At 51.2% G+C, this 23,326-nt stretch carries 24 protein-coding genes; 9 read left to right on the forward strand and 15 right to left on the reverse strand.

The genetic code is table 11. The features are described from left to right. Positions 1-209: 209 nt before the first annotated feature. Genes rnc through C8N40_RS09300 form a run of 3 tightly spaced genes read right to left on the reverse strand, consistent with a single transcriptional unit; the run spans position 210 to position 2,497 of the window. A complete protein-coding gene (gene rnc / locus C8N40_RS09290; RefSeq protein WP_092105032.1) occupies positions 210-950 on the reverse strand; it encodes a ribonuclease III in 741 nt (246 codons plus the stop codon). Further along, positions 950-2,203, reverse strand: coding sequence for a beta-ketoacyl-ACP synthase II (fabF, locus tag C8N40_RS09295; protein WP_108211508.1), 1,254 nt, complete (start codon positions 2,201-2,203; stop codon positions 950-952). Before fabF ends, rnc begins: the two co-directional genes overlap by 1 nt. 57 nt (positions 2,204-2,260) lie before the next feature. Continuing rightward, complete coding sequence (locus tag C8N40_RS09300; RefSeq protein ID WP_007659745.1) at positions 2,261-2,497, reverse strand: acyl carrier protein; 237 nt, start codon at positions 2,495-2,497, stop codon at positions 2,261-2,263. Positions 2,498-2,651: 154 nt separating this feature from the next. Between C8N40_RS09300 and C8N40_RS09305 the strand changes: the two genes are divergently transcribed. Continuing rightward, on the forward strand, positions 2,652-3,080 hold the full coding sequence (locus C8N40_RS09305; protein WP_108211509.1) for an IPExxxVDY family protein: 429 nt from the start codon (positions 2,652-2,654) through the stop codon (positions 3,078-3,080). A gap of 2 nt (positions 3,081-3,082) precedes the next feature. After that, the gene (gene pyk, locus C8N40_RS09310; RefSeq protein WP_108211510.1) at positions 3,083-4,510 is read left to right on the forward strand and encodes a pyruvate kinase; all 1,428 of its coding nucleotides are present in this window, start codon (positions 3,083-3,085) and stop codon (positions 4,508-4,510) included. Between the two features lie 1,235 nt (positions 4,511-5,745). Here the strand turns inward: pyk and rpsT are convergent. Together rpsT and C8N40_RS09320 are read right to left on the reverse strand one after the other, a co-directional pair. Then, a complete protein-coding gene (gene rpsT, locus C8N40_RS09315; RefSeq protein ID WP_092105040.1) occupies positions 5,746-6,003 on the reverse strand; it encodes a 30S ribosomal protein S20 in 258 nt (85 codons plus the stop codon). A 305-nt stretch (positions 6,004-6,308) separates the two neighbouring features. Further along, positions 6,309-6,740 (reverse strand): hypothetical protein, encoded by a 432-nt coding sequence (locus tag C8N40_RS09320; protein WP_108211511.1) that lies wholly within the window; start codon positions 6,738-6,740, stop codon positions 6,309-6,311. A 148-nt stretch (positions 6,741-6,888) separates the two neighbouring features. On the opposite strand from C8N40_RS09320, the gene C8N40_RS09325 reads away from it, so the two are divergent. Next, positions 6,889-7,845, forward strand: a complete 957-nt coding sequence (locus tag C8N40_RS09325; RefSeq protein ID WP_108211512.1) for a YheT family hydrolase — start codon at positions 6,889-6,891, stop codon at positions 7,843-7,845. Here C8N40_RS09325 and C8N40_RS09330 read toward each other — a convergent pair. The 5 genes from C8N40_RS09330 to C8N40_RS09350 form a co-directional block, all read right to left on the reverse strand. Continuing rightward, a complete protein-coding gene (locus C8N40_RS09330; RefSeq protein WP_108211513.1) occupies positions 7,842-8,372 on the reverse strand; it encodes a DUF4269 domain-containing protein in 531 nt (176 codons plus the stop codon). The two genes, C8N40_RS09325 and C8N40_RS09330, sit on opposite strands and share 4 nt — an antisense overlap. Before the next feature lie 35 nt (positions 8,373-8,407). Then, positions 8,408-9,049, reverse strand: a complete 642-nt coding sequence (gene rsmG / locus C8N40_RS09335) for a 16S rRNA (guanine(527)-N(7))-methyltransferase RsmG (RefSeq protein ID WP_108211514.1) — start codon at positions 9,047-9,049, stop codon at positions 8,408-8,410. Positions 9,050-9,073: 24 nt separating this feature from the next. Beyond that, positions 9,074-9,304: a hypothetical protein gene (locus C8N40_RS09340; protein ID WP_108211515.1), complete on the reverse strand. Its 231-nt coding sequence runs from the start codon at positions 9,302-9,304 to the stop codon at positions 9,074-9,076. A gap of 188 nt (positions 9,305-9,492) precedes the next feature. After that, a complete protein-coding gene (locus C8N40_RS09345; protein ID WP_092105055.1) occupies positions 9,493-10,101 on the reverse strand; it encodes an RNA polymerase sigma factor in 609 nt (202 codons plus the stop codon). Next, the gene (locus C8N40_RS09350; RefSeq protein WP_170114064.1) at positions 10,092-11,171 is read right to left on the reverse strand and encodes a glycosyltransferase; all 1,080 of its coding nucleotides are present in this window, start codon (positions 11,169-11,171) and stop codon (positions 10,092-10,094) included. The genes C8N40_RS09345 and C8N40_RS09350 overlap by 10 nt, the downstream gene beginning before the upstream one ends. A gap of 376 nt (positions 11,172-11,547) precedes the next feature. On the opposite strand from C8N40_RS09350, the gene tgt reads away from it, so the two are divergent. The 3 genes from tgt to C8N40_RS09365 all read left to right on the forward strand — a co-directional run bounded on the left by tgt (position 11,548) and on the right by C8N40_RS09365 (position 14,828). Continuing rightward, entirely contained in the window at positions 11,548-12,678 is a 1,131-nt protein-coding gene (gene tgt, locus C8N40_RS09355) for a tRNA guanosine(34) transglycosylase Tgt (RefSeq protein ID WP_108211517.1), read from the forward strand. A gap of 128 nt (positions 12,679-12,806) precedes the next feature. Continuing rightward, a complete protein-coding gene (locus C8N40_RS09360) occupies positions 12,807-13,883 on the forward strand; it encodes an LptF/LptG family permease (RefSeq protein WP_108211518.1) in 1,077 nt (358 codons plus the stop codon). After that, positions 13,884-14,828, forward strand: coding sequence for a DMT family transporter (locus tag C8N40_RS09365; protein WP_108211519.1), 945 nt, complete (start codon positions 13,884-13,886; stop codon positions 14,826-14,828). On the opposite strand, the gene ispE is transcribed toward C8N40_RS09365, so the two are convergent. Beyond that, positions 14,784-15,590: a 4-(cytidine 5'-diphospho)-2-C-methyl-D-erythritol kinase gene (gene ispE, locus C8N40_RS09370; RefSeq protein WP_108211520.1), complete on the reverse strand. Its 807-nt coding sequence runs from the start codon at positions 15,588-15,590 to the stop codon at positions 14,784-14,786. The genes C8N40_RS09365 and ispE overlap by 45 nt on opposite strands. Before the next feature lie 240 nt (positions 15,591-15,830). On the opposite strand from ispE, the gene C8N40_RS09375 reads away from it, so the two are divergent. Then, a complete protein-coding gene (locus tag C8N40_RS09375; RefSeq protein WP_108211521.1) occupies positions 15,831-16,964 on the forward strand; it encodes an aminotransferase class I/II-fold pyridoxal phosphate-dependent enzyme in 1,134 nt (377 codons plus the stop codon). Positions 16,965-17,848: 884 nt separating this feature from the next. Here C8N40_RS09375 and C8N40_RS09380 read toward each other — a convergent pair. Then, positions 17,849-18,979 carry a trans-sulfuration enzyme family protein gene (locus C8N40_RS09380; RefSeq protein WP_108211522.1) on the reverse strand — a complete coding sequence of 377 codons (1,131 nt, stop codon included), beginning with the start codon at positions 18,977-18,979 and terminating at the stop codon, positions 17,849-17,851. A 171-nt stretch (positions 18,980-19,150) separates the two neighbouring features. Here C8N40_RS09380 and C8N40_RS09385 point away from each other — a divergent pair, with 171 nt between their 5' ends. Together C8N40_RS09385 and C8N40_RS09390 are read left to right on the forward strand one after the other, a co-directional pair. After that, positions 19,151-19,924, forward strand: coding sequence for a hypothetical protein (locus tag C8N40_RS09385; RefSeq protein WP_146173542.1), 774 nt, complete (start codon positions 19,151-19,153; stop codon positions 19,922-19,924). Positions 19,925-20,039: 115 nt separating this feature from the next. Then, the gene (locus C8N40_RS09390) at positions 20,040-20,468 is read left to right on the forward strand and encodes a DUF1801 domain-containing protein (protein ID WP_108211524.1); all 429 of its coding nucleotides are present in this window, start codon (positions 20,040-20,042) and stop codon (positions 20,466-20,468) included. 231 nt (positions 20,469-20,699) lie between these two features. On the opposite strand, the gene atpC is transcribed toward C8N40_RS09390, so the two are convergent. The 3 genes from atpC to C8N40_RS09405 form a co-directional block, all read right to left on the reverse strand. After that, positions 20,700-20,945: an ATP synthase F1 subunit epsilon gene (gene atpC / locus C8N40_RS09395; protein WP_108211525.1), complete on the reverse strand. Its 246-nt coding sequence runs from the start codon at positions 20,943-20,945 to the stop codon at positions 20,700-20,702. A gap of 92 nt (positions 20,946-21,037) precedes the next feature. Further along, on the reverse strand, positions 21,038-22,549 hold the full coding sequence (gene atpD / locus C8N40_RS09400; RefSeq protein ID WP_108211526.1) for a F0F1 ATP synthase subunit beta: 1,512 nt from the start codon (positions 22,547-22,549) through the stop codon (positions 21,038-21,040). Between the two features lie 199 nt (positions 22,550-22,748). Further along, entirely contained in the window at positions 22,749-23,246 is a 498-nt protein-coding gene (locus C8N40_RS09405) for a hypothetical protein (protein WP_108211527.1), read from the reverse strand. Between the last annotated feature and the right edge of the window lie 80 nt (positions 23,247-23,326).

The following is a 23,326-nucleotide window of genomic DNA, read 5'->3' on the forward strand; positions in this document are numbered from 1 at the left end:
AATCAGGGGCAAGTTAATTTTAATTGTTGGATTGTTAAATGGCGGCTGCCCATTGTAGGCGGTGTTACGACAAGGCTATACTGGCAAAGTATACAGCCCAGGGATAAACCGGTCTTTCCATACTTTCACCACGCTGTTGGCTGCAGGTTTAAAACAAAAAAGCCGCAAAGTATACTTCACGGCTGGCAGCGAACAACGGATAACATTAATTAGGTGATATTCAGGAACTCAAGCCCTTTTTCGGCAGCGGCCTGATCGGCTTTTTTCTTGGAGAGGCCTACGCCAATGGCAATAGGTTTTTCATCGATGTATACTTCTGAGGTAAACTCGGTGGTGTTGCCCTGCTGCTTCCGCTTCACGATGTCGAACCTAATTTCCAGGTTCTGGCTCTGTGCCCACTCAATAAGCTTGCTCTTGAAGTTGGCGGTGGTGTTAACCAGGGTATGAATGTCTACGTGCGGCTTTACGAGCTTGCCAAGTATAAACTGGCGGGTGGTGTTATAGCCCTTGTCTAGGTAAATGGCTCCTACCAATGCCTCCAGCGCGTTCCCGTTCACAGACTTATGCCGCATACTATGGTTCGAGCTGTCTACCTTCACCAACAGGCTGAGGCCTATCTTCACGGCAATATGGTTGAGCGACTCCCGGTTAACGATGCGCGAGCGGATTTCGGTCAGGAACCCCTCGTCTTCATAAGGGAACTTCTTGAACAAGTGCTCGGCCACTACAGCACCCAGTACGGCATCTCCCAGAAACTCCAGGCGCTCGTTTGTCTCATGCTTGCCGGCAGAGGTCTGCCGCGCAAAGGACGTGTGCGTCAGGGCGAGCTTGTACAGTCGCAGGTTATCGGGTGTGCTGCCAATAATGCCAGCAAGAGCGCGTACTAATGCTTTATCTCTGTTGAATAATATGTGGTACGCGCGCCGGACTGGTTTAAAAGGGCCAAACACTAATCGTTCAGTTGACGGAATATAACAGAGGTATTGTGTCCACCAAAACCAAAGGTGTTGCTCATGGCAACCTTCACTTCACGCTCCTGCGCCTTGTTGAACGTGAAGTTCAGGCGGCTGTCGAAGCTATCATCATCGGTGAAGTGGTTAATGGTTGGCGGCACGATGTTGTTTCGAACAGCCATGATAGAGGCGATGGCCTCAATGGCACCGGCGGCACCCAGCAAGTGACCCGTCATGGACTTAGTAGAGCCAATGTTCAGCTTGTAAGCATGGTCTCCAAATACCGACTGTATCGCTTTTACCTCGCTAATGTCGCCCAGCGGAGTAGAAGTGCCGTGTACGTTGATGTAATCCACTTCCTCCGGCTTGATGTTGGCGTCGCGCAGCACGTTTTTCATTACGTTCAGCGCACCCAGGCCTTCCGGGTGAGGAGCGGTCATGTGGTAAGCGTCAGCAGACATGCCACCGCCGATGATCTCGGCATAGATCTTAGCGCCACGCGCCTTGGCATGCTCATACTCTTCCAGGATAAGGGCACCGGCTCCTTCACCCAGCACAAAGCCGTCGCGGTCTTTGTCGAATGGGCGGGAGGCAGTTTCCGGAGAGTCGTTGCGCTCAGAAAGGGCTTTCAGAGCGTTAAAGCCACCGATACCGGCCTCTGTTACAGCTGCTTCAGAACCACCGGTCACCACCACATCAGCCATACCCAGGCGGATATAGTTAAAGGAGTCGATGATGGCGTTGGTGGCAGAGGCACAGGCAGAAACAGTCACGAAGTTAGGCCCGCGGAAGCCATGCTTCATGGAGATGTGTCCGGCACTGATGTCGGCAATCATTTTAGGGATGAAGAACGGGTTGAAGCGCGGTGTGCCATCGCCGTTGGCGAAGTTCACGCACTCTTCCTGGAACGTGCGGAGACCGCCGATGCCAGAACCCCATATTACCCCGACACGGTCCGGATCGTAATTTCCCTCAGTCAGTTTAGAGTCGGCTACGGCCTCATCGGCCGCCACCATGGCAAACTGGGAGAAGAGGTCCATTTTGCGGGCCTCTTTCCTTTCAAAGTAATTCTCAGGGTCGTATCCTTTTACCTCACAGGCAAACTGGGTCTTAAACTTACTCGCATCAAAGCGTGTGATAGGTGCAGCGCCACTCACGCCATTGACCAGACCGTTCCAGTACTCCGAAACGGTATTTCCAAGTGGCGTGAGTGCGCCTAGCCCAGTAACTACGACTCTCTTAAGCTCCATAAGCTGTTAGTAGAGGGATAGATAGTAGAAATTCTTGATAAAAAAGGGACGTGTATATTACTTCGCGTGCTCTTCCAGGTAGCTGATAGCCTGACCTACAGTAGCAATGTTTTCAGCCTGATCATCCGGAATAGATACATTGAATTCTTTTTCGAATTCCATGATAAGCTCAACTGTATCCAGTGAATCGGCGCCAAGGTCGTTAGTAAAGCTCGCCTCCGGAGTAACCTCTGACTCTTCTACACCCAGCTTATCAATGATGATAGCTTTTACTTTTTCTGCGATTTCTGACATTTTATCTTATAGTTTATTAAAACACTGTGCAAAGAAATAGCTTTTAACAGACAATGTCAAAAAAATTTACTCTATTCGCTCCATCACAAAAGTTTTATACCTTACGCTCCCAATTACGGGCTAAGGTTCTTATTTTAGCGTTCCGTCCAGAAACATGAAAACGCACCACCTGCAAATAGAGTACGACTATAGCTTTGACTTGTACGGCATGGTTACGGCTGCCAGGGATTACAAGTTGGCCTGGGCACTGAACAGGCTGCTGGACCTGCGCCTGACCCGCCAGAAAGACCTGTGCTTTGACCTGCTCGACAAGGACCGCCTGATTATAGCTAATTACAGGCATCTTACGGAGCATAGCGAGGTGCGGTTATTTCGCAACAGGGGGCTGGGCGGCCACACGCTAAAAAAACCTTTTTTGCTTCCGGACATTAAAGAGTATGACTATGTGCTGCAAATAACCGGGGCCATGCAGCAACTTCACCCGCAGGAGCTAATCAGAAACCTGATGCGCGCACCGCTCGTGCAGTATGTAAAACAGTTAGACCCGCTCACTTTAAAATTTAAAGAGAACCTGATTTTCTAAGTATGAAAGTTACATTTAACAAAACTAAAGTTCTGGCTACCGTAGGGCCTGCCAGCGATTCGTACGAGCGCCTTACAGCTCTTGTGCAGGCAGGTGTTAATGCATTTAGACTTAATTTCTCGCACGGGGCCTACGAGGCGCACAAGCAGGTAATTGACAACGTGCGCGAGGTTAACCGCAATTACAACACCAACATCTGCCTGGTGCAGGACCTTCAGGGGCCAAAAATCAGGGTCGGGGATGTGGAGAACGGTGGCGTTGAGATAAGAGAGGGCGAGATCATCAGAATTCTCTGCGACGGCTCGATGAGCGTACCAGGGCAGCTTGCCACCAACTATACTCAGCTCGCTAAAGATGTAAACATAGGCGACCATATCCTGCTGGATGACGGTAAGCTGGAGGTGGTGGTTACCAGCACCGACAAGCAGAACGTGGTGGAGGCCAAGGTGAAGTATGGCGGCATCGTGAAGCCACGCAAGGGCATCAACCTGCCAAACACAAGGGTATCGGCCCCGTCCCTCACCGAGAAGGATATCAAAGACCTGCACTTCGGGCTGGATAACGATGTAGAGTGGGTAGCGCTTTCTTTTGTGCGCAAGGTGGAAGACATCTACGAAATCAAACGCATTATACAGGAGCGCGGCAAAGACACCCGCGTAATCGCCAAGATTGAGAAGCCCGAGGCGATTGAGAACATCGATGAGATCATCGAGGCAACGGATGCCATCATGGTGGCCCGCGGTGACTTGGGCGTGGAAGTAGGCATGGAGAAAGTGCCGATGATTCAGAAGATGCTGATCGATAAGTGCAACATGGCCGCCAAGCCCGTGATTGTGGCGACGCAGATGATGGAAAGCATGATCGTGAACCCCCGCCCTACCCGCGCCGAGACAAACGACGTGGCCAACGCGGTAATCGACGGCGCGCACTGCCTGATGCTGAGTGCCGAGACAGCCGTGGGAGCCTACCCGGTTGAGACCATCCAAAGCATGACGCTGACCATCCGTACGGTTGAAGATCACCAGGAGGGATTCCACAAAGTATACTCCCCGAACCCAGCCTCTGAGACTTTCCTGAGCGACATCCTGGTAGCCAACGCCTGTAACCTGGCCCGCGACACCAATGCCAAGGCTATCATCGGCATGACCAAGTCAGGATACACGGCTTTCCAACTGGCCAAATACCGTCCGCAGGCGCACATTTTTGTCTTCACCGAGAACCACCGCCTGCTCAACACCCTGAACCTGGTGTGGGGCGTGCGCGGCTTCTTCTACGACAAGTTTGAGTCTACGGACAATACAATCGCTGACATCAAGGAGACCCTGCTACAGGAAGGCCACCTGCAGAAAGGCGATGTGTTCATCAACACGGCCAGCATGCCGATTAACGAGCAGAAGCGCACCAACATGATTAAGCTGAGTGTGGCTTAGGCTATAACTTTCTATAGTATAAAAAACGCCCGGGGCTTTGGCTTCGGGCGTTTTTGTTTATTTATACTTGTGGTAATGAAGGCAGGCTATAGTACTTCGTTTCTCGTTCTTGTTTGCCTCTGCCGTCTTGGTTTATACTTTTGGCTATAGTTTACACTTACTCCTTCTGGCGCAAGTTTTCAGACTTGTGTCTAACAATGATGTCGAGTCTCTGACTCGACTGGCTTGAAAAGCCATACTTGCTCTGGCTATACTTTATAATTCAGCTATACTTTTATACTTGCTGATTTATACTTCCCTAGCCGCTGCTTCCCACAACTGTAGCTAAGCTATCCTTGCTAGCTGCCGTTCATCCTCCTGCTGTTCCGGACATCCTTGTCCGGAACCATTTCTGCTGCGGACTCCCTAGTCCGCGTAAGTAATACCCCTATACTTGTCTGTTTATATATTCATAGCCACTGCTTCCCGCAACTGGACGCAAGTTCTCCTTACTAGCTGCCGTTCCTCCTCTAGTTCCCACAAACGTCTCGTTGCATCTCCAGCTTTCTGCCCTCAAGGCCGGGAGGCCTCGCCTTCGGGCATCGCGCGGTGTACATTTCTTTTGCTACCCTTCAGTCGCAATGCCGCTAAGGCGAAACCAGAAATCTACAAGGCGCTCAACCCAAAGGCTGGGAAGCGTTCGATAGCTACGGCCTTTGCTACTAGAAAGGAAAGTATAAATTAGTAATTCAGAACTGTCCCCTTGAGGACAAGTGAGAGCGGCAGTTCGAAACTTGCGAGCAAAGCTCAACAGGGGGGTAATCACCTGCAGGCAATTCCCCTCCTCGGAGGGGCTAGGGGTGGGTTTATACTTGTAGGGACAGGTCGCGACCTGTCCGCACGAGACAGCAGCTACAAAGCTTATACTTCAGCCAAAGCAGCTACAGGCTCCCCGCCTAAGACAAGGAGAGGTTAGAGGTGGTTGGGCCCGTCACTGTAACTCTTCCCCTGTTCATAAGAGAGAGCTGAGGAGTGAGTTAATCGCAACTTATACTTGCTGTGCAGCTATTCTTACTCTATGACGACTTGTGTAGCCATAGCGTCACCATCATACTTGCTACACCTTACTCGAAAAAAGTAACTCTTAGTACCGAAACGACATCGACCTCCGATATCACTAAAAACCAGGCACCACCACAAACGCAAAAGCCCTGCACGGTGGGTGCAGGGCTCTCACAAGTATGGTTTCCCAAAAATTAAGCAGCGATGCTGTTAACCAGCTTAGCCAGTTTAGACTTGTTGTTGGCCGCTTTGTTTTTGTGGATGATGTTTTTCTTAGCCAGACGGTCAAGCATAGAAGAAACTGTCTTGAACAGTTCCTGCGCCTCGGCCTTGTCAGTTGTAGTTCTCAGCTTCTTGATGAAAGTACGAGTAGTTTTCGCCTGGTATCTGTTACGAAGACGTTTAGCGTTGTTCGCTCTGATTCTTTTTAATGCCGACTTATGGTTAGCCATGTTATTCTATAATATTAATTCTTTCTGATGCTTTTATCAATGAGTTTGCAAAGGTAAACCCTTTAACATTAATTTCCAAAACACCCCTGCCAAAAATATTTTTGGATGTCAGAGAGCCACAAATATAACGAAATCAGCGGGTTTACTACAACTTGCACCATGCAAATTTCAGTTTGTTTCCCCTTAGTTTTTGGGTTCGCCTGCACAGGCCGCATCATGGCCGTTTCACCCTCCCCTGGCTTGTAAAAAATAAATCCGCTGCAGTAGCTACCGCAGCGGATTTAGTAGAATGACAGCTGATACGCTTAGTTGTTATCGCGGTTTACATCCACGTCCACGTCGATGTCATCGATCTTGCCTAAGCGTTTTTGTACTTTGTTCTCAAACTCGTTCCACTCGGCCTTGGTGTTCTCCCAGGCACGGCGGGTTTCATCGTCCCAGGTAGAGGACTCTGCTTCTACCTCCGCTTCACGGCGCTTGTACTCGGCGCGCATCTCGCGGTACTCGTCCTTGGTTACCGTTTCAGCACGCTCTGTGTTGGTGTCTACCCAGGCCGAAAAGTCATCGTAGGCTGTTCTGGTCTCCATTTCAGCCTCGTCAATTTCGGCGTTCATTTCGGTCTGTGCCTCATTTACTTCTGCGTTTGTTTCGTTCTGTGTTTCCTGGCTACAGGCAAACATAAACGCACCTAGTACAAACGCATATCCTATTGTTTTAAACTTTGATGTAATTTCCATAGTTGTATTAATTTGGTACTTTTGCCATTTTATACGACCAAACCGAAATATTGATATATAACATCCTAGTTCAAGGCCTTTTTCCTGTTTTTTTCGTATTTATTATTACACAAGTATAGTATTAGTAAATATATTATTGTTACATACCATGCCTCTCTTACCTTCCAAACACCGCCCTCCCTTTTACCTTTTCAACGGACACTTACAAACCATTGTCCCAAGCTTGTTCAGGCAGGTGGAGGGCGTGCAGTACGAGCGGGAGCGCCTGCTCACCCCGGACGACGATTTTATAGACGTGGACTGGTCACGGGTGGGATCTGACGCGCTGCTGGTGCTCTCGCACGGGCTGGAGGGCGACACGGGCCGGCCCTACATTACGGGTATGGTAAAAGCTTTTAACGCAGAGGGGGTGGATGCCATGGCCTGGAACTACCGCAGTTGCAGCGGCGAACCGAATAAGCTGCTGCGCTCCTACCACCTGGGCGCCTCCGACGACCTGGACTTTGTGCTGCAGCACGCGCTGGCAAGCGGAAAGTATAAAGAAGTGTACCTAGTAGGCTTTAGCGCGGGCGGCAACATTACCCTTAAGTACTTGGGCGAGGCTCCGGAGCAGGTTCCGCCTCAGGTAAAACGCGCCACCATGTTCTCCACCCCCATCGATTTGAAAACTTCGGCCATGAAAATCTCTAGGGTCTACACGCAGCGCTTCCTCAAAACGCTGGGCGAGAAGTTGGAGCAAAAGCGCCAGATGTACCCCGATGAGCTAGACCTGACGGACTACAGCATCTTCTGGAGCTTTCCTGAGTTTGATGACCGCTACACGGCGCCCATACATGGGTTTAAGAACGCCGACGAATACTACGCCCGCGCCAGCTCCAAGCAGTTCCTGAAGCACATCCGCATCCCCACGCTGCTGGTGAACGCCAAAAACGACCCTTTCCTGTCACAGGGTTGCTACCCGGTGCAGGAGGCGGAGGATAACCCATACTTTTATCTGGAGATGCCGGACGAAGGCGGCCACGTGGGGTTTGCAGAGGACTTCCGGAAAAACCGCTATTACTCAGAGGAGCGGGCGTTGCAGTTTATACTTCATGACAAGGTTTAGAGCCGCTCCTCGAGCCGCAGCAGGGCCTCGTAGGGGTCGCCGGGCAGGTTTAGCAGGCGGGCAAAGGCTGGCTCTGTCTTTACGCCCCGCTTTTTCAGGTGCACTACCTGCTGCCTAAGCGGCTCGCCATACGTTTGCAGCAGGTCATACTCTACCAGCATGTGCCTGTAAGCGTGCTGCTCCCGCGACGGTGTGCTTTGCCCGAACACCTCCACTTCAAAAGTATCCAGCCAGAAGCGCGCCACCATACTTTCCTGCCCCCTTACCGCACATTCCTTTAACGCAAAGCCTGGGTAACCTGAAAAGTATAGAAGCAGGGTTTGCCGAAAGTCGGCTTTTGATTTCCAGCAGCAGATAATGTCCAGGTCGCTCCGCTCCACATCTATCCCGATAGGAATGGTGCCTGCCAACAACGGGTCGAAGGAAGCCAGCTTCTGCATGACTTCATACTTCAGGAGCACCTCATAAGCCGCCCGCTGCCGCTGGTTGCCAGCCTGCAGGTAAGCTATGTCCTTGAAGTTAGGCACGGATTTATACTTTTTAACAGGGCTACAGGGAGTTCCTACCGCTTCAACGGCACGTACACCACCTTCTTGGTTTCGAAAAACTCCTCGCTGAAGTAGTCGTTCAGGTTGTAGAGTTGGGTGATGAGGCCAGACTCTTCGAGCTCCTCCTGCAGGTCGCCGCCTTTGAGGTAGTATAGCCCCTCGTGCGCCAGACCGGTCTTCTTAAAGCTGTTCATCACCCAGGGCCAGAAGTTGGCCAGGCGGGTCACGGCACGGCTCACCACAAAGTCATACTTGTCACGGACCTGCTCGGCGCGGGTGTGGGTAGCGGTTACGTTGTGCAGGTGCAGCTCGCGGGCAATCTCCTGCACCACGTGTATTTTCTTGCCGATAGAGTCCACCAGGTGGAACTTCACGTCCGGGAACATCACTGCCAGGGGCAGCCCCGGCAACCCGCCGCCTGTGCCCACGTCCATCACCGAAGTATGCTGCGGAAACTGCACTACCTTGGCAATGCCCAGCGAGTGCAGGATGTGGTGCACCCCCAGCATATCCACGTCCTTGCGCGAGATGACGTTGATCTTCTGGTTCCAATCTTTATACAGTTCGCCCATTTGTTCGTACTTCTGCAGCTGGTCTTCGGTCAGCTCCGGGAAATAGCCGGAGAGCAGCGTACGGATGGCGTTGGAGTGCGGCATATGTGGTAGTAGGGTGTTAAGAAGTTAGGCGGATATTTTGAGCGACAGGTACAGAATAGCGGTGCCTGCAAAGGCAAACACAACCACTCCGATCGCCATCAGGAAATCGAACAGCAGCATCAGCCCGGCGTTGCGGTACTGGCCCTCATACTTTATACTTAGCTCGCGCTTAATCTTCTGAGGCGCGCGCAGGCGCAGGTATAAGTATAGCTTTCCAACTTTCGATAAAAACCTGTTCGCTAAAGCTTGTTTCATGATAGGTGAAATGTATATGGATTTGCAAAAGTATAAAATAAGTATGGTATAGTCACACAAAGTATAAAACCCCTGTTGCTTACGGGCAACAGGGGCTTATCACATAATCAATATATTAACCTTAATTTAATACTTGATAAAAGCACTTGCTTGTCGGATTTGCGGGTTAGCAGCCCCTTAGCCAATAATTAAATCAGGTGCTTTTTGTTCTTCACCATGTCGTAGAGCAGCTCGCGGGCGCGGTGAAGTTGCGCCTTTACGGTGCCGAGCGGTGCATTCAGTTCGGTGGCGATTTCCTCGTAGCTCAGCTCGTTGAAATAGCGCAGCGTAACCAGGCGCTGGTATTTTTCGGGCAGCTTGCCCACCACATACTGCATGATCTCGATCTTCTGATTCTTAATGGCCTCTTCCTGCGGGTTGAGGTTCTTGTCCTTGAAGTCGATCGTAATCTCATCGCCGTTGTCGATTTTGATGGCCGAGTCGATGCTCATGGTCTTGATCCGGTTTTTGCGGATGAAGTCGATGCAGTTGTTGGTGGCGATGCGAAACAGCCAGGTACTGAAGGCGTACTCCGGGTTAAATTTGTGCAGGTTCTTGAAGGCCTTGGCGAAAGCCTCTATGGTCAGGTCCTCTGCATCGTCTGGGTTGCGCACCATTTTAAGCACTACGTGGTACACCGGTTTTTTATAGATGCTCATGAGCTCGGCATAAGCCTTCTCATCGTTCTCTTCCACCGCAGCCTGTATAAGCTTAAAATCGTGCTTTGCTTTCGCAGAGAATTGTTTGTTTACTTCCATCTGAATTGTTTATACAGTAACACAGATATCCCTAGGAATAAGTAGTTCACAAAGTAAACCAGATCCAGCACGGGCATCAGCAGTAAGGATATCTTATCATCGAGCCTACGGGCGGCCGCCAGGTACACCGGGAAGACCGCCAGGTAACGAACACCTGCAAGCGCTCCTAATATAGCTAAATGGCTATTTAGAACAAGAAGAATCAAGAAAAGTATGTAAAAAAGTATATTAGCACCTATAAAAGCCCCTATCCTTCTTCTGTCTGCTGCTCTGTAGCGCCCCCCGACCGACAAGTGTCTCCTTTTCTGAACGACCCACTCCCGAAACGTCTTTTTGGGAATACTGGCTGTCTGCGCCTCTTTGTCTATAACTATGGTAACTTTACTATTGCTGGCGGCATCGCGGACAAAAAGATCATCGTCGCCGCCGGTCAGTTTGATATGAGATGCAAACCCCTTGTTCTTAAAGAAACAAGACTTCGTGTACGATAAGTTTCGGCCCACGCCCATATATGCGCGGCCCGCATTTGCTTGTGACAAATACTGAATTCCGGTCAGTAAGGTTTCATACCGGATAAGCTGATTCAAAAATCCTTTTAATTGTACATACGGAGAATAGCCAAGTACCACTTCTGTCCCCGAATCGTAACCAGCCTGCATCTTCGCAATCCAGTGCGGGCTGCAGGGACGGCAGTCGGCGTCGGTAAAAAGCAGGTGCTCGTAGCGTGCCGCGCGGATGCCCAGGGCCAGGGCATACTTCTTCGAGTTGAGGTAATCGGGCGTTTTCTTCACCGTCACCACCCTGAAGTTGGGGTACTGCCGCTCGAGCTCGTAAGTATAAAACTCGGTGTCGTCGTCGGAGCGGTCGTTTACCAGCAGCACCTCAAACTCGGGATAGTCCTGGTCCAGCAGCTGGGGCAGCAGCTCAAACAGGTTGTCCTGCTCGTTATGCGCCGCCACTATCACCGTCACCGGCCGCTGTGTGACGGGCACGGGATCCTGGTAGCGGGTCAAGGGCAAAAATCTGAAGAAGGCAAAGTATAACTGCACCAGCACACATACTGCCAGCACACCGAGAAGTATAAGTGTTACCAAATTCTGTTACTTGTTATCCTGGTCGAAAAACGCGTGCAGCCTGCCTGCACCGGGGCTTCCCTTCAAAATTAGGCAAACTACCGCCATTTACGAAGCAAGTACGGCTTTAAAGTATGATAATTTTTGGTTTCTCCTTTTGCACAGATTCCCACCGCCCGCCTGCCGCGCAGAGCCACAGCAAAGTACATTTTTTTAAGTATGAGCGGCAGGCAGGTGATGATTTGTGCCGGCACAGTTCGTATCTTTGCCGGTTAATTAGATTTTTACAGAACTTAAAGAAATAGAAGCCCTTAGCGGGCAGGCCGGTTCTGGTGTTGTTTTTGCAAGATGATGCACCGGCAAAGTATAAACCATGCAGTTTAACCTAGTAGCGACAGACCCGCAGTCCAAAGCCCGCGCCGGGGTGGTACAAACCGACCACGGCGCCATCGAAACGCCTATTTTTATGCCCGTTGGCACGGCCGGCTCGGTAAAGGCGGTGCACCAGCGCGAGCTGAAGGAGGACATAAAAGCCGAGATTATACTTGGCAACACCTACCATTTATACTTGCGCCCGGGCCTGGAGGTGCTGGAGAAGGCAGGCGGCCTGCACAAATTCAACGGTTGGGACCGCCCTTTGCTTACCGACAGCGGCGGCTACCAGGTGTTCTCGCTGGCCGGCACGCGCAAGATTAAGGAGGAAGGCGTGAAGTTTAAGTCGCATATTGATGGCTCTACGCTCAACTTCACCCCGGAGAACGTGATGGATACGCAGCGCACCATCGGCGCAGACATCATCATGGCCTTCGACGAGTGCACCCCCTACCCTTGCGATTATACTTACGCCAAGCAATCCATGGAGCGCACCCACCGCTGGTTGCAGCGCTGCGTGGACCGCTTCGACAGCACCGAGCCCAAGTATGGCTACTCCCAAACGCTCTTCCCGATTGTGCAGGGCAGCACCTACAAAGATCTGCGCATGCAGTCGGCTGAGACCATAGCCAGCTTCGGCCGCGAGGGAAATGCCATTGGCGGTTTATCCGTGGGAGAGCCGGCCGAGATGATGTACGAGATGACGGAGGTGGTGTGCGACATACTGCCCAAGGACAAGCCGCGTTACCTGATGGGCGTGGGCACGCCGGCCAACATCCTGGAGAACATCGCCCTGGGCGTGGACATGTTCGACTGCGTGCTGCCGACCCGCAACGCGCGTAACGGCATGCTGTTCACCACGCAGGGCATCATCAACATAAAAAATAAAAAGTGGGCCGAGGACTTTAGCCCGATTGATGCGGAGCTGGGCGGCTATGTGAGCACGTTTTATACCAAAGCGTACCTGCGCCACCTCATCCACAGCACCGAGTACCTGGCCGGGCAGATTGCCAGCGTGCACAACCTTACGTTTTTCCTGTGGTTGGTAAAGCAGGCCCGCCAGCAAATCCTGAACGGAACTTTCCGCGACTGGAAAGACCTGATGGTAAAGAAATTAATGACGAGGCTCTAAAGAGCCAGTTAAAAGTTAAGAGTTTAAAGTTAATAGTTGGTTTGATTTATCATTATTTGCCTGCTTCTAACTATCATCACACAGAAACTCTTAACTCATAACTCTTAACTCTAAACTAAAGCGTAGCGTTGAAGCTCCTCGATAAGTACATACTGAAGAAGTTCCTGACCACCTATGTGTTCACGGTGCTGATCATGGTGGCCGTTATTCTCGTGATTGATTTCACCGAGAAAAACGACGACTTCATCAAGACCAACCCAAGCATAGGCGAGATCATCTTTGACTACTACCTCAACCTGATCCCGTTCTACGCCAACATGCTCAGCCCGATCACGGTGTTTATCGCCACGGTCTTTGTGACGGCCAAGCTGGCCTCGCACACTGAGATTGTGGCTATCCTGAGCAGCGGCATCAGCTTCAGGCGCTTTCTGGTGCCCTACATCATCGGTTCTACTCTGATCGGGGCCATCATCTTTGTGCTCATCGGCTGGGTCATCCCGAACGCAAATAAGAAGAGTGTGGCTTTCCAGGTGAAGTATATCAAGAGCCCCTTTACCTACGACAGCCGCAACATCCACATCAAAATCGGGCCGGAGACCTATGTGTACATGGAGAGCTACAACAACTCGGCGCACATCGGCTACAACTTCGCCATGGAGACGATCAACGGCACCAACCTGCGCCAGAAGCTCACCTCCAGCAGCATCTCCTGGAATGCCGAGAAAGAGAAATGGCACATCAACCAGTACACGCTGCGCACCTTCGACGGCGAGAAAGAGACCATCTACAAAGGCACCAACCTGGACACCACGCTGAACATGTGGCCCAAGGATTTTGAGAGCACCTACAAGCTGGAGCAAACCCTGACGCTGACGCAGCTCAACGACTACATAGACGAGAAAATATCGCGCGGGGCCGACGACATAGAAACCTACCTGATAGAGAAGTATGAGCGCTTCAGCTACCCGTTTACCATCATCATCCTTACCGTTATCGGTGTGATAGTGAGTGCGCGCAAGGCACGCGGCGGGGTGGGCTTCCAGATTGCGCTCGGCTTCCTGCTTGCCTTTATTTTCATCATCTTCGTGATCACGAGCCGAAGTCTGGCGCAGGTGGGCGATATTGCCCCGCAGATCGCCGCCTGGATTCCGTCTATTGTGTTTACGGGCATTGGTTTCCTGTTATACCGTTACATTCCGCGCTAAATGCCACGTCTTAAAGATTTTATTGAGCTCCACTTCGTCATTTTCCTGTGGGGCTTCACGGCCATACTTGGCAAGCTGATAACAATACCCGCAGTAGAGTTGGTGGCCCTGCGCACGATTATCACGGCCCTGGCGTTAGGGGCTATTGTTTACAGAACCGGCGCCCCGCTTTGGATAAACCGCAGCGTGGCCTTAAAACTGATGGGGATTGGCGTGATCATAGCCGCTCACTGGATACTGTTCTTTGCCGCAGCGCGGGTAGCTTCTGTTTCCATCAGCCTGGTGGGCTTGGCTACCAGCAGCCTCTGGACGGCCATTCTGGAACCAGTGTTTAATAAGGGAAGGATAAAGCCGCACGAGATTTTCCTGGCGCTGCTGGTCATCATGGGGCTCTACATCATCTTCCAGCACGAAACCAGCTTCGACAGTGTACTGGGCATTATCATGGCGATTACGGCGGCCTTGATGGGCTCCATTTTTACCATCCTCAACGCCAACCTGGTAAAGAAAATCCCTTCTACGACCATTACCATGTACGAGATGGGGGGCGCCTTTCTGGGCACGGTGCTGTTCTTCCCGCTATACACGGCCTACCTGACTGACACGGGCAGCCTGGACTTCAGCCTGAACCTGGTAGACTGGATTTGCCTGCTTATACTTTCGCTGGTGTGTACGGTATATGCCTATACAGCCTCTGTGCGCCTGATGCAGCGCATCTCGGCCTACACGGTTAACCTGACCGTGAACCTGGAGCCGGTGTATGGCATCATCCTGGCCTGGTTTATCTTTAACGAGGGCGAGCAGATGTCGGGAGGATTTTACATAGGCACTGCGGTTATCCTGCTGAGCGTGTTTATCTACCCGGTGCTGGACATCCTGGAGAAACGCCGCAAGAAAAGACTACAGCAGCCCCTGCCAGACAGCGTAATGGGCGGGAAAAATTAAGTTAGCCGGAGCCTCCTTAAACAAGCCATACACCGCAGAGCCCGAGCCCGTCATGGCAGCATAAGAGGCCCCGGCCTCATACAGCTGCTCCTTTAGCCGCGGCAGCTCCGGGTACTTCGGGAACAGGGCTTCCTCGAAGTCATTCTTCAGCACCTCCTTCCATACTTTCACATCCTGCTTCAGAAGCATCTCCATAGTGCAGGACGGCTGTTGCGGTTTTATACTTCCGTAAGCCTCTGCCGTGGTAATATGAATGCCGGGATGCACTATCACGCAAGTATAACCGCTTAGATCCAGGCTAATCGGCGTGAAAATGTCGCCCCGCCCGGTGGCCACCACGGGCTTGTTGCGGATAAAGAAGGCGCAATCAGAGCCGAGCTGGCGGGCATAGTCCTCCAGCGCCTCCTCCTCAAGCCCCAGTTCAAACAACTGGTTCAGGATGCGCAGCGCAAAGGCGGCATCGGCGGATCCTCCCCCTAACCCCGCTCCCATGGGAATTACTTTGTGCAGGTGCATGTGCACGGGCGGCAGGTCATAATCCTGCTGCAGCAGCTTGTAGGCTTTCAGGCACAGGTTCGTATCGGGATTTCCCGGCACAGGCAGCCCCGTCATATCAAACTGCAGTTGCTCCGAGGGCAGTATTTCCAGGGCATCACACCAGCGCACCGGGTAGAAGCAGGTTTGCAGGTTATGGAAGCCGTCAGGGCGTTTCTCCGTTACATACAGGCCAAGGTTTATTTTAGCGTTCGGGAAGTTGAGCATTGTCTGAGTGGTGCATTACAGGTTGCAATCTATAAAATTACGCTGAAAAGGTGGTGAAGGCTAAAACCTCTTCGCATTTATATAGTATAAATCGATTATAGCGTACACATAATCTGTATCTTGAGAAAGCGGTAACACGCCCCCTATGAGTAGCGGCATCGCCTCAGGCAAGAATCAGTGTATGGCAACACTTAATCCAAAGCTTCAGGTTACAGAAGCCACAAGCCACAATTTATACTTATGAACTACAGGCCAGGACGTATTTTCCTTTCGGCGCCGCACATGGGCGGGCACGAGAAAAACTATGCGCTTAAAGCCATAGAAGACAACTGGGTGTCGACGACTGGCCCTAACCTGCCTGGCTTTGAGCACGATATCTGCCAGCACACCAATGCCCGCCATGCCGTTGCCCTCAGCTCCGGCACCGCCGCCCTGCACCTGGCCCTGCAAGTGGTGGGGGTTAAACCCGGCGACGAGGTGCTCTGCTCTACCTTTACCTTCGTGGCATCGGCCAACCCTATTTTATACTTGGGAGCTAGCCCCGTGTTTGTAGAGAGCGAGCCCGACACGTGGAACATGGATCCTGAAGCATTGCGCGCAGCCATTACCGACCGCCAGCGCCAGGGCAAACGACTAGCTGCTATTGTGCTTGTGCACCTTTATGGCATGCCTGCCAAGCTGAAGGAGATTATGGCAATAGCGGATGAGTTTGGAATACCGGTGATTGAGGATGCGGCAGAGGCCCTGGGCTCGCGCTACAGCGGCCATCAGGTGGGCACTTTCGGCAAGGCGGGTATCTTCTCCTTCAACGGCAACAAAATCATCACCACCTCCGGAGGCGGCGCGCTTATCTCGGAGGATGAGCAACTCGTAGAGCAGGCACGCTTTCTGGCCACCCAGGCCAAAGACCCGGCTCCTTATTACGAGCACTCCCAGATGGGCTATAACTACCGCATGAGCAACATCAGCGCCGGCATCGGGCGTGGGCAACTGGAGGTACTGGAGAAGCGCATTAAGCAGCGTCGCGATATTTTCCACTTCTACAAGCAGCAACTGGGCCACATAGAAGGACTGGAATTTATGGCGGAGCCTAAAATCTGCTACACCAACCGCTGGCTTACCACCGTGCTGCTACCCGAGCCGCACACGCCCGAAAGTATACGCCTGGCCCTGGAGGAGGAGAACATCGAAACGCGCCCACTCTGGAAGCCCATGCACCTGCAGCCGCTCTTCCAGCACCACCCTTACACAGGCAATAACCTCAGCGGAAAGCTCTTCGAGCGCGGCCTCTGCCTGCCCAGCAGCAGCAACCTGACGGAGGAGGAACTGGATAAGGTAGTGAAGCACCTGAGGCGGCTGCTGGAGGTAGTGTAAGGAAGTATGTGGGGGATATAGTGGATATTATGTCAGCTGTTTTTGCAGTACCGGGTCCAACCACCCCTACACCTCCTTAGCTAAGGCGGGGAGTTTGTGACAACTTTGGCCGGAGTACAAGTTTTATAGTTAGAGTGTAAACACCCCTATGGTCCCCTCGAGGGGACAGTCTGGTCTTTAATCATTCCCTGTCATCTCGAGCAGCGCGAGAGATCTATCGGGAATTATAGTCAGATCTCTCCCGAAGGTCGAGATGACAGCATTAGCCGTAGCGGGCTAGTCTGTTCCTAGCCCTCTTCTCGGCAAGCGACTATCATCCCCCTACCCCCTTCAAAGGGGGACTTTTGCTGAAGCTCCGTCAGCAGGAGCTATCGAATGATTCCCAGCCTTTAGGTTGAGCGCCTTGTAGATTTCCGGTGCCCGCCAAGGGCATTGCGACCGAAGGGCAGCAAAGGAAATGTAGACAGCGCGATGCCCGAAGGCGAGACCTCCCGGCCTGGGAGGGTAGAAAGTATGCTATGCAACTGTAGGTTGGTGGGAACTAGAGGATGAACGGTGGTTTGGAAGTATAGCTTGTTTCAAGCTGAAGGAAACAGCGGCTATGAAAGTATAAACCGGCAAGTATAAAAGTATAGCTGAAAGTATAGAATATTGGCTTTTCAAGCCAGTTGGGTTACAAACCCAACATCATAATAGGCACGAGTTGCAAACTCGCGCCAGCGAGGGCTGAAGTATAAGTTTCATAGCCAAAGTATAAACACCCCTATTGAGCTTTGCTCGCAAGTTTCGAACTCCCGTTCTCACTTGTCCTCAAAGGGACAGTCTATACTTGCTGTATAGCAAAGGCACAAGCCTACGCTTACGCCAGAGATAGCTTCTCCCTGCTATACTACCGCCAAGGCAGTCTCCAGCTCCGCAATCAGCTCCTCCAGCTCCTCAATCCCTGTCGAAAAACGAATCACCCCCACTGTTATACCCAATTTCTGCTGTTGCTCAGGGGTTAGGGATCGGTGCGAGGTTCCTAAGGGATGCGAAATAGAAGTGTTCACGCCCGCCAGCGACGGGGCGAAAGGAACGGTTGGCAGCGCCTGCATAAAACGATTTACGGCCTCTGCCTCGTCTTTAATCCGGAAACTGAGCATGCCACCGAACAGCCCCTGTCCCTGTTGTTTGGCCAGTTCGTGCTGCGGATGCTCTTCCAACCCCGGATACCATACTTTTTCCACTTTCGGGTGTTGCTGCAGGTACCGGGCAACCTGCAGGCCGTTGCTGCTGTGCTGCTTCATGCGCAGGCGCAGCGTCTTCAGCCCGCGGGCGGCCAGCCAGCCTTCAAACGGACTCAGGTTAAGGCCATACACCATCATGACCTTCTGCACGCGCTGCAGCACCTCCTGCGCCCGGCATATTACTACACCCGCTGTTACATCGCTGTGCCCGGAGAGGTACTTGGTTACACTGTGGATTACGATGTCCGCGCCTAAAGTAAGCGGCTTGGTGAGTATGGGTGAGGCAAACGTGTTGTCGATGACAAGTTTTATACTTTGCCGGCTCGTTTCCTGGGCCAGCCTGGCGATATCGAGCACCTGCAGCAGGGGGTTGCTCATGGTTTCGGCCAGCATCAGGCGCGTGTTTGGTCGCACGTAGCTGTCTAAAGTGTACGTATCGGCAGTAGGCACAAAACTCACTTCTATGCCCACCCGCGTTAGTTCCTGCGTCAGCAGCGCCGACGAGCCACCGTAAATCTCCTCCGCACACAGCACATGGTCGCCGGCCTGGCAAACGGCAAGTATAGCCGCCAGTATAGCCGACATACCCGAAGAGGTAACCACAGCTCCCACGCCGCTTTCCAGTTTGTTCACCTCCTGCGCCAGCTCATCGGTATTGGGGTTGCCGTAGCGGGTGTACATGTAGCTTTGCCCCGGCTGCCCGAAGTATAACTCCAGCTCGTTCAGGTCGTCGAAAGTGAAAACAGAGGTCTGGTAAATCGGGGTGGTTTTCGGGTGAATGTTCGGCATGGGTAAAAGTATAAGTATGGCTAAATGTAAGGATGAATTTTTATATTGTAAAGGTATAGCGGTTAGTTAGGACTTTAATTTTATACTTATAGACTAGGTATAGACTCCTTATATAAGGCGGATAAGTGTAAGCTTGCTGCTATGTTACAGTTGCCATTTATGAGTAGATTAATGAAAAAAAAACTCTACCTATTTCTCCTGATTGGAGTTTGCTTTTCTTGTAACACCGCGCAGGAGTTAGAAAAAGAAGGTATCACTTTTATCTACACCGACTCGGTAAGTAAAGAGTTGGCAGACTCCATCTCTGACTACTTCGCGCGCTGTAAACGAAAAAAAGACATGAATTGGGTGGGGCTCGATAAGGTAAAGAGTGTTAAAATTGATTCTGCCTACTATTCCTATTTACTTTATCTCAATCTATCAAATTTAGATTCTGTGCTAACTGATAAGCAGAAGAAGGTAAGTTATCAAGCTTTTGCAAAATTTCTTTCAGTTGATAGATTCGATAGTGCAAGGGTACATATCTTTTTAACGGATGACAATTTTGAAGTGAAAGAAGGATTGCCTTATGACCCGAAATCCTATACTGTAATTGAAAGTAATTATACATACCACAACGCTGAAACTAAAATACTGGTTAAGGGTGAATTTATTGACATGGTAGCCAAAGGACTGTACCATGAGTTCCGCTTAAACAAGCCAGAGCTCTTCAAGTCGACAGATTCGCTTTACATAGAACTCAGCAAAAAGGATGTTGAAGTAGGAGTGAATATTTTCATCGACCCAAAGCAAATCAACTTGGCTACATTAGTTAATCAATTTGAGAAAAGCGACCCTTTAATTTATGATATCCTCTTCTCATACTACCCAACATACTTTAATATCATTGACAAAGACACACAAGAAAAATTGAAAGTTATCGCCCATCGCATTTCGGAAGAATAATTGCATTTGCTAACAAAATTCAGGCTGTATGCTCTGCTTCCTTCATCGGATGCTCGATAAACGTTAGCAAGCCAGAGCACGATACCACCTTCAACTACGAACCAAACAAATACCTATGGCAAAAAACAAGACGACCGTAACTGGGATAAGTGTCTTTGACTTTATCAACTCCTTCGTGGACAATGAGCAAAAGAAGGCCGACAGTTTGCGCCTGGTTGAATTGATGCAGGAATGGTCCGGGTTTGAGCCCAAGATGTGGGGGCCTACCATTATTGGGTTTGGCAACTATCATTACAAATACGCCAGCGGACATTCAGGGGAAGCCCCTCTGATTGGTTTCTCGCCCCGTAAAGCAGCTTTCTCGCTTTATGTCTACACTCCGGGCGAGGAAAGTGAAAACCTGTTGGCAGACTTAGGCAAGTATAAAATGGGGAAATCCTGTATCTATGTTAAAAAGCTCTCAGACATCCACCTCCCGACGCTGGAGAAGCTCTGCAAGGCAACATTTGCCTACCTGGAAGATCATCCTGAATGTGCCTGTTAAACTTATTGAGTGGCAACGATGGATTTCACCTCTCTAAAAGTATAAACCAGATAGTTTCTGCCTTGTTCCTGTAAAGCAGTTACGACAGCATCCTGCCGCTTCCGCAGTACTTGTTTTAACTACTTATACTTTACTGCAGGCCTCAGCCACTTACCACTTATACTCATAAAACACCAAGGCCTCCTGCTCACAAAGAACAGGAGGCCTTGGTTTATACTTTGTTACGGGCTGTTATGCTGATACAGACTCAGCCAGTACAATAATCTTGTTGTTGAGCACTTCTACCACACCACCGTCCACGGTAAAGAACTCCTGCCCTTTGTTGGTAGTGATACGGATGCTTCCTTTGTCAAGGGTGCTGATGAGCGGGGCGTGCATGTCCAGCACCTCGAAAGAGCCATTGCTTCCCGGGAATTGAGCGGCCTCTACCTCACCGGCGTAAACCTTCTTGTCAGGTGTGATTATCTCTAAATACATCTTTATTAGTTAAGAGTTTAGAGTTAAGAGTTATGAGTTATTGTAGCAGAACCAACTTTTAACTCTTAACTCTTAACTTTTAACTATAAAACCTATTTTGCTTCGGCCAGCATTTTCTCGCCTTTCGCCACAGCGTCTTCAATGGTACCTACCAGGTTGAAGGCTGACTCAGGAAGGTGGTCGTGCTTACCGTCCATGATCTCGTTAAAGCCACGGATGGTGTCTTTGATGTCTACCAGTACACCTTTCAGGCCTGTAAACTGCTCGGCTACGTGGAATGGCTGAGACAGGAAACGCTGCACACGGCGCGCTCTGTGTACCACCAACTTGTCCTCGTCAGACAGTTCGTCCATACCCAGGATGGCGATGATGTCCTGAAGCTCTTTGTAGCGCTGCAGCAGCTCTTTCACGCGCTGTGCGGTGTTGTAGTGCTCCTCGCCTACCACGTCTGGCGTAAGGATGCGGGAAGTTGAATCCAGCGGATCCACAGCCGGGTAGATACCAAGCTCGGAGATCTTACGGGAAAGTACGGTCGTCGCGTCCAGGTGGGCAAACGTTGTCGCCGGGGCCGGGTCAGTCAAGTCGTCCGCTGGTACGTAAACGGCCTGTACCGATGTAATGGAACCACGCTTGGTAGAGGTAATACGCTCCTGCATGGCACCCATCTCAGTGGCCAGCGTTGGCTGGTAACCTACCGCAGATGGCATACGTCCCAGAAGGGCCGATACCTCAGAACCTGCCTGCGTAAAGCGGAAGATGTTGTCCACGAAGAACAGGATGTCGCGGCCGGAGTCGCTTGAGCCAGGCTCACCATCGCGGTAGTACTCCGCCATCGTCAGACCGGAAAGGGCCACACGGGCACGCGCCCCTGGCGGCTCGTTCATCTGTCCGAACACGAAGGTAGCCTTTGACTCCTTCAGCTCGTCGAGGTCTACCTTAGAAAGATCCCAGCCGCCATGCTCCAGCGACTCCAGGAACTCTTTACCGTAACGCACGATTCCAGCCTCGATCATCTCGCGCAGTAGGTCGTTACCCTCACGCGTACGCTCGCCCACACCGGCAAATACAGAAAGACCACCGTGTGCTTTCGCGATGTTGTTGATCAGCTCCTGGATCAATACGGTTTTACCTACACCGGCACCACCGAAAAGACCGATTTTACCACCTTTTGCATAGGGCTCGATCAGGTCGATTACTTTGATACCTGTATAAAGAACTTCAGAAGAAGTAGCCAGGTCTTCGAAGCGAGGGGCCGCTCTGTGGATTGGCAGACCACCTGTGCTTACAGGCTGCTGGATGCCGTCAATGGCCTCGCCGATTACGTTGAAAAGGCGGCCTTTGATGCCTTCGCCTGTCGGCATTTTGATTGGGCCACCCAAGTCAACAACTTCAGCTCCACGGGTAAGACCTTCGGTAGAGTCCATCGCAATGGTACGTACGCGGTCTTCGCCAAGGTGCGTCTGACACTCCAGCACAATTACCTGGCCGTTGTCTTTCGTCACTTGTAGGGCATCCAAAATATTTGGTAGTTTTGAGTTTTCACCCGCAAAGCTAACGTCCACAACCGGACCGATAACCTGGGTAATTCTGCCAATATTCGCCATCTGACTTTTTATATTGATTAACTTTTTATAACGGAGTTATTTCAGGGTGCAAAACTAATGTATAAATCTCTTATATCCATGCAAGCACCTGAAAACTTTTGCACTGGCTGCCTAGGCCGCTCGGAAAGGCACAATACGAAAAAACCAGATAAAACATACAAGCGCAGGCACGCCTTACGATTGCGCAGCAAGCGACCTGTCAAAGCTCAACACGCACTACCCAACTCCCGGCCTCGTTTATCCTGAAGTTTATCACGCGCTCATAAATAACGGTGTTCATTTTGTTGGGAGACTTGAACCGCACGGTTCCCTCAAAAGGCAGTACGAAGTTCTCGAAGATAATGCGGGAACCGTCGCTTATCTGGCTGCCGCTGCTGCCTATCATCTGCAGGTCCTGGGGGTTGCGGACGGCCAGGCCGCCATCCATGATTACCAACTCGGCAAGATAGCCATCCGGGCTGCGCTGTGTGACAGATGCCCTTACCACATTGCGTGTGGAGGTAACGGCCGCGGCGGCGGGCTCGCGCTCATCTTTAGACTTGATTTTCTTTCTTTTCTCTTTTGCCGTTTGTGTCTGGCGGGAGTTGGAGGCTTGCTCCTGCGCAACGGCAGGTACTTGCTCCATAGTGGCTTCCGATGGACCGGAAGCCACGCCTGCGAAGCTGCACAGGCTGATTAAAAGTATAGAACGTAACATGGCACACTGTTTAAAGAAACAGGCCAATGTACTACTTACTTACCTGATTATAAAGCGATAACCTTAGTAAATCAGCACTT

Source organism: Pontibacter mucosus, assembly GCF_003054055.1.
GTDB lineage: Bacteria > Bacteroidota > Bacteroidia > Cytophagales > Hymenobacteraceae > Pontibacter > Pontibacter mucosus.

Coding starts and splice junctions, on each gene's coding strand:
- C8N40_RS09405 (WP_108211527.1), bottom strand. CDS start 23,246: ATGTTACGTTCTATACTTTTAATCAGCCTGTGCAGCTTCGCAGGCGTG.
- C8N40_RS09300 (WP_007659745.1), bottom strand. CDS start 2,497: ATGTCAGAAATCGCAGAAAAAGTAAAAGCTATCATCATTGATAAGCTG.
- C8N40_RS09305 (WP_108211509.1), top strand. CDS start 2,652: ATGAAAACGCACCACCTGCAAATAGAGTACGACTATAGCTTTGACTTG.
- C8N40_RS09340 (WP_108211515.1), bottom strand. CDS start 9,304: ATGAAACAAGCTTTAGCGAACAGGTTTTTATCGAAAGTTGGAAAGCTA.
- C8N40_RS09380 (WP_108211522.1), bottom strand. CDS start 18,979: ATGCCGAACATTCACCCGAAAACCACCCCGATTTACCAGACCTCTGTT.
- atpC (WP_108211525.1), bottom strand. CDS start 20,945: ATGTATTTAGAGATAATCACACCTGACAAGAAGGTTTACGCCGGTGAG.
- fabF (WP_108211508.1), bottom strand. CDS start 2,203: ATGGAGCTTAAGAGAGTCGTAGTTACTGGGCTAGGCGCACTCACGCCA.
- C8N40_RS09365 (WP_108211519.1), top strand. CDS start 13,884: ATGCCACGTCTTAAAGATTTTATTGAGCTCCACTTCGTCATTTTCCTG.
- tgt (WP_108211517.1), top strand. CDS start 11,548: ATGCAGTTTAACCTAGTAGCGACAGACCCGCAGTCCAAAGCCCGCGCC.
- C8N40_RS09390 (WP_108211524.1), top strand. CDS start 20,040: ATGGCAAAAAACAAGACGACCGTAACTGGGATAAGTGTCTTTGACTTT.
- C8N40_RS09325 (WP_108211512.1), top strand. CDS start 6,889: ATGCCTCTCTTACCTTCCAAACACCGCCCTCCCTTTTACCTTTTCAAC.
- pyk (WP_108211510.1), top strand. CDS start 3,083: ATGAAAGTTACATTTAACAAAACTAAAGTTCTGGCTACCGTAGGGCCT.
- rpsT (WP_092105040.1), bottom strand. CDS start 6,003: ATGGCTAACCATAAGTCGGCATTAAAAAGAATCAGAGCGAACAACGCT.
- C8N40_RS09375 (WP_108211521.1), top strand. CDS start 15,831: ATGAACTACAGGCCAGGACGTATTTTCCTTTCGGCGCCGCACATGGGC.
- ispE (WP_108211520.1), bottom strand. CDS start 15,590: ATGCTCAACTTCCCGAACGCTAAAATAAACCTTGGCCTGTATGTAACG.
- atpD (WP_108211526.1), bottom strand. CDS start 22,549: ATGGCGAATATTGGCAGAATTACCCAGGTTATCGGTCCGGTTGTGGAC.
- rsmG (WP_108211514.1), bottom strand. CDS start 9,049: ATGCCGCACTCCAACGCCATCCGTACGCTGCTCTCCGGCTATTTCCCG.
- C8N40_RS09320 (WP_108211511.1), bottom strand. CDS start 6,740: ATGGAAATTACATCAAAGTTTAAAACAATAGGATATGCGTTTGTACTA.
- C8N40_RS09345 (WP_092105055.1), bottom strand. CDS start 10,101: ATGGAAGTAAACAAACAATTCTCTGCGAAAGCAAAGCACGATTTTAAG.
- C8N40_RS09385 (WP_146173542.1), top strand. CDS start 19,151: ATGAAAAAAAAACTCTACCTATTTCTCCTGATTGGAGTTTGCTTTTCT.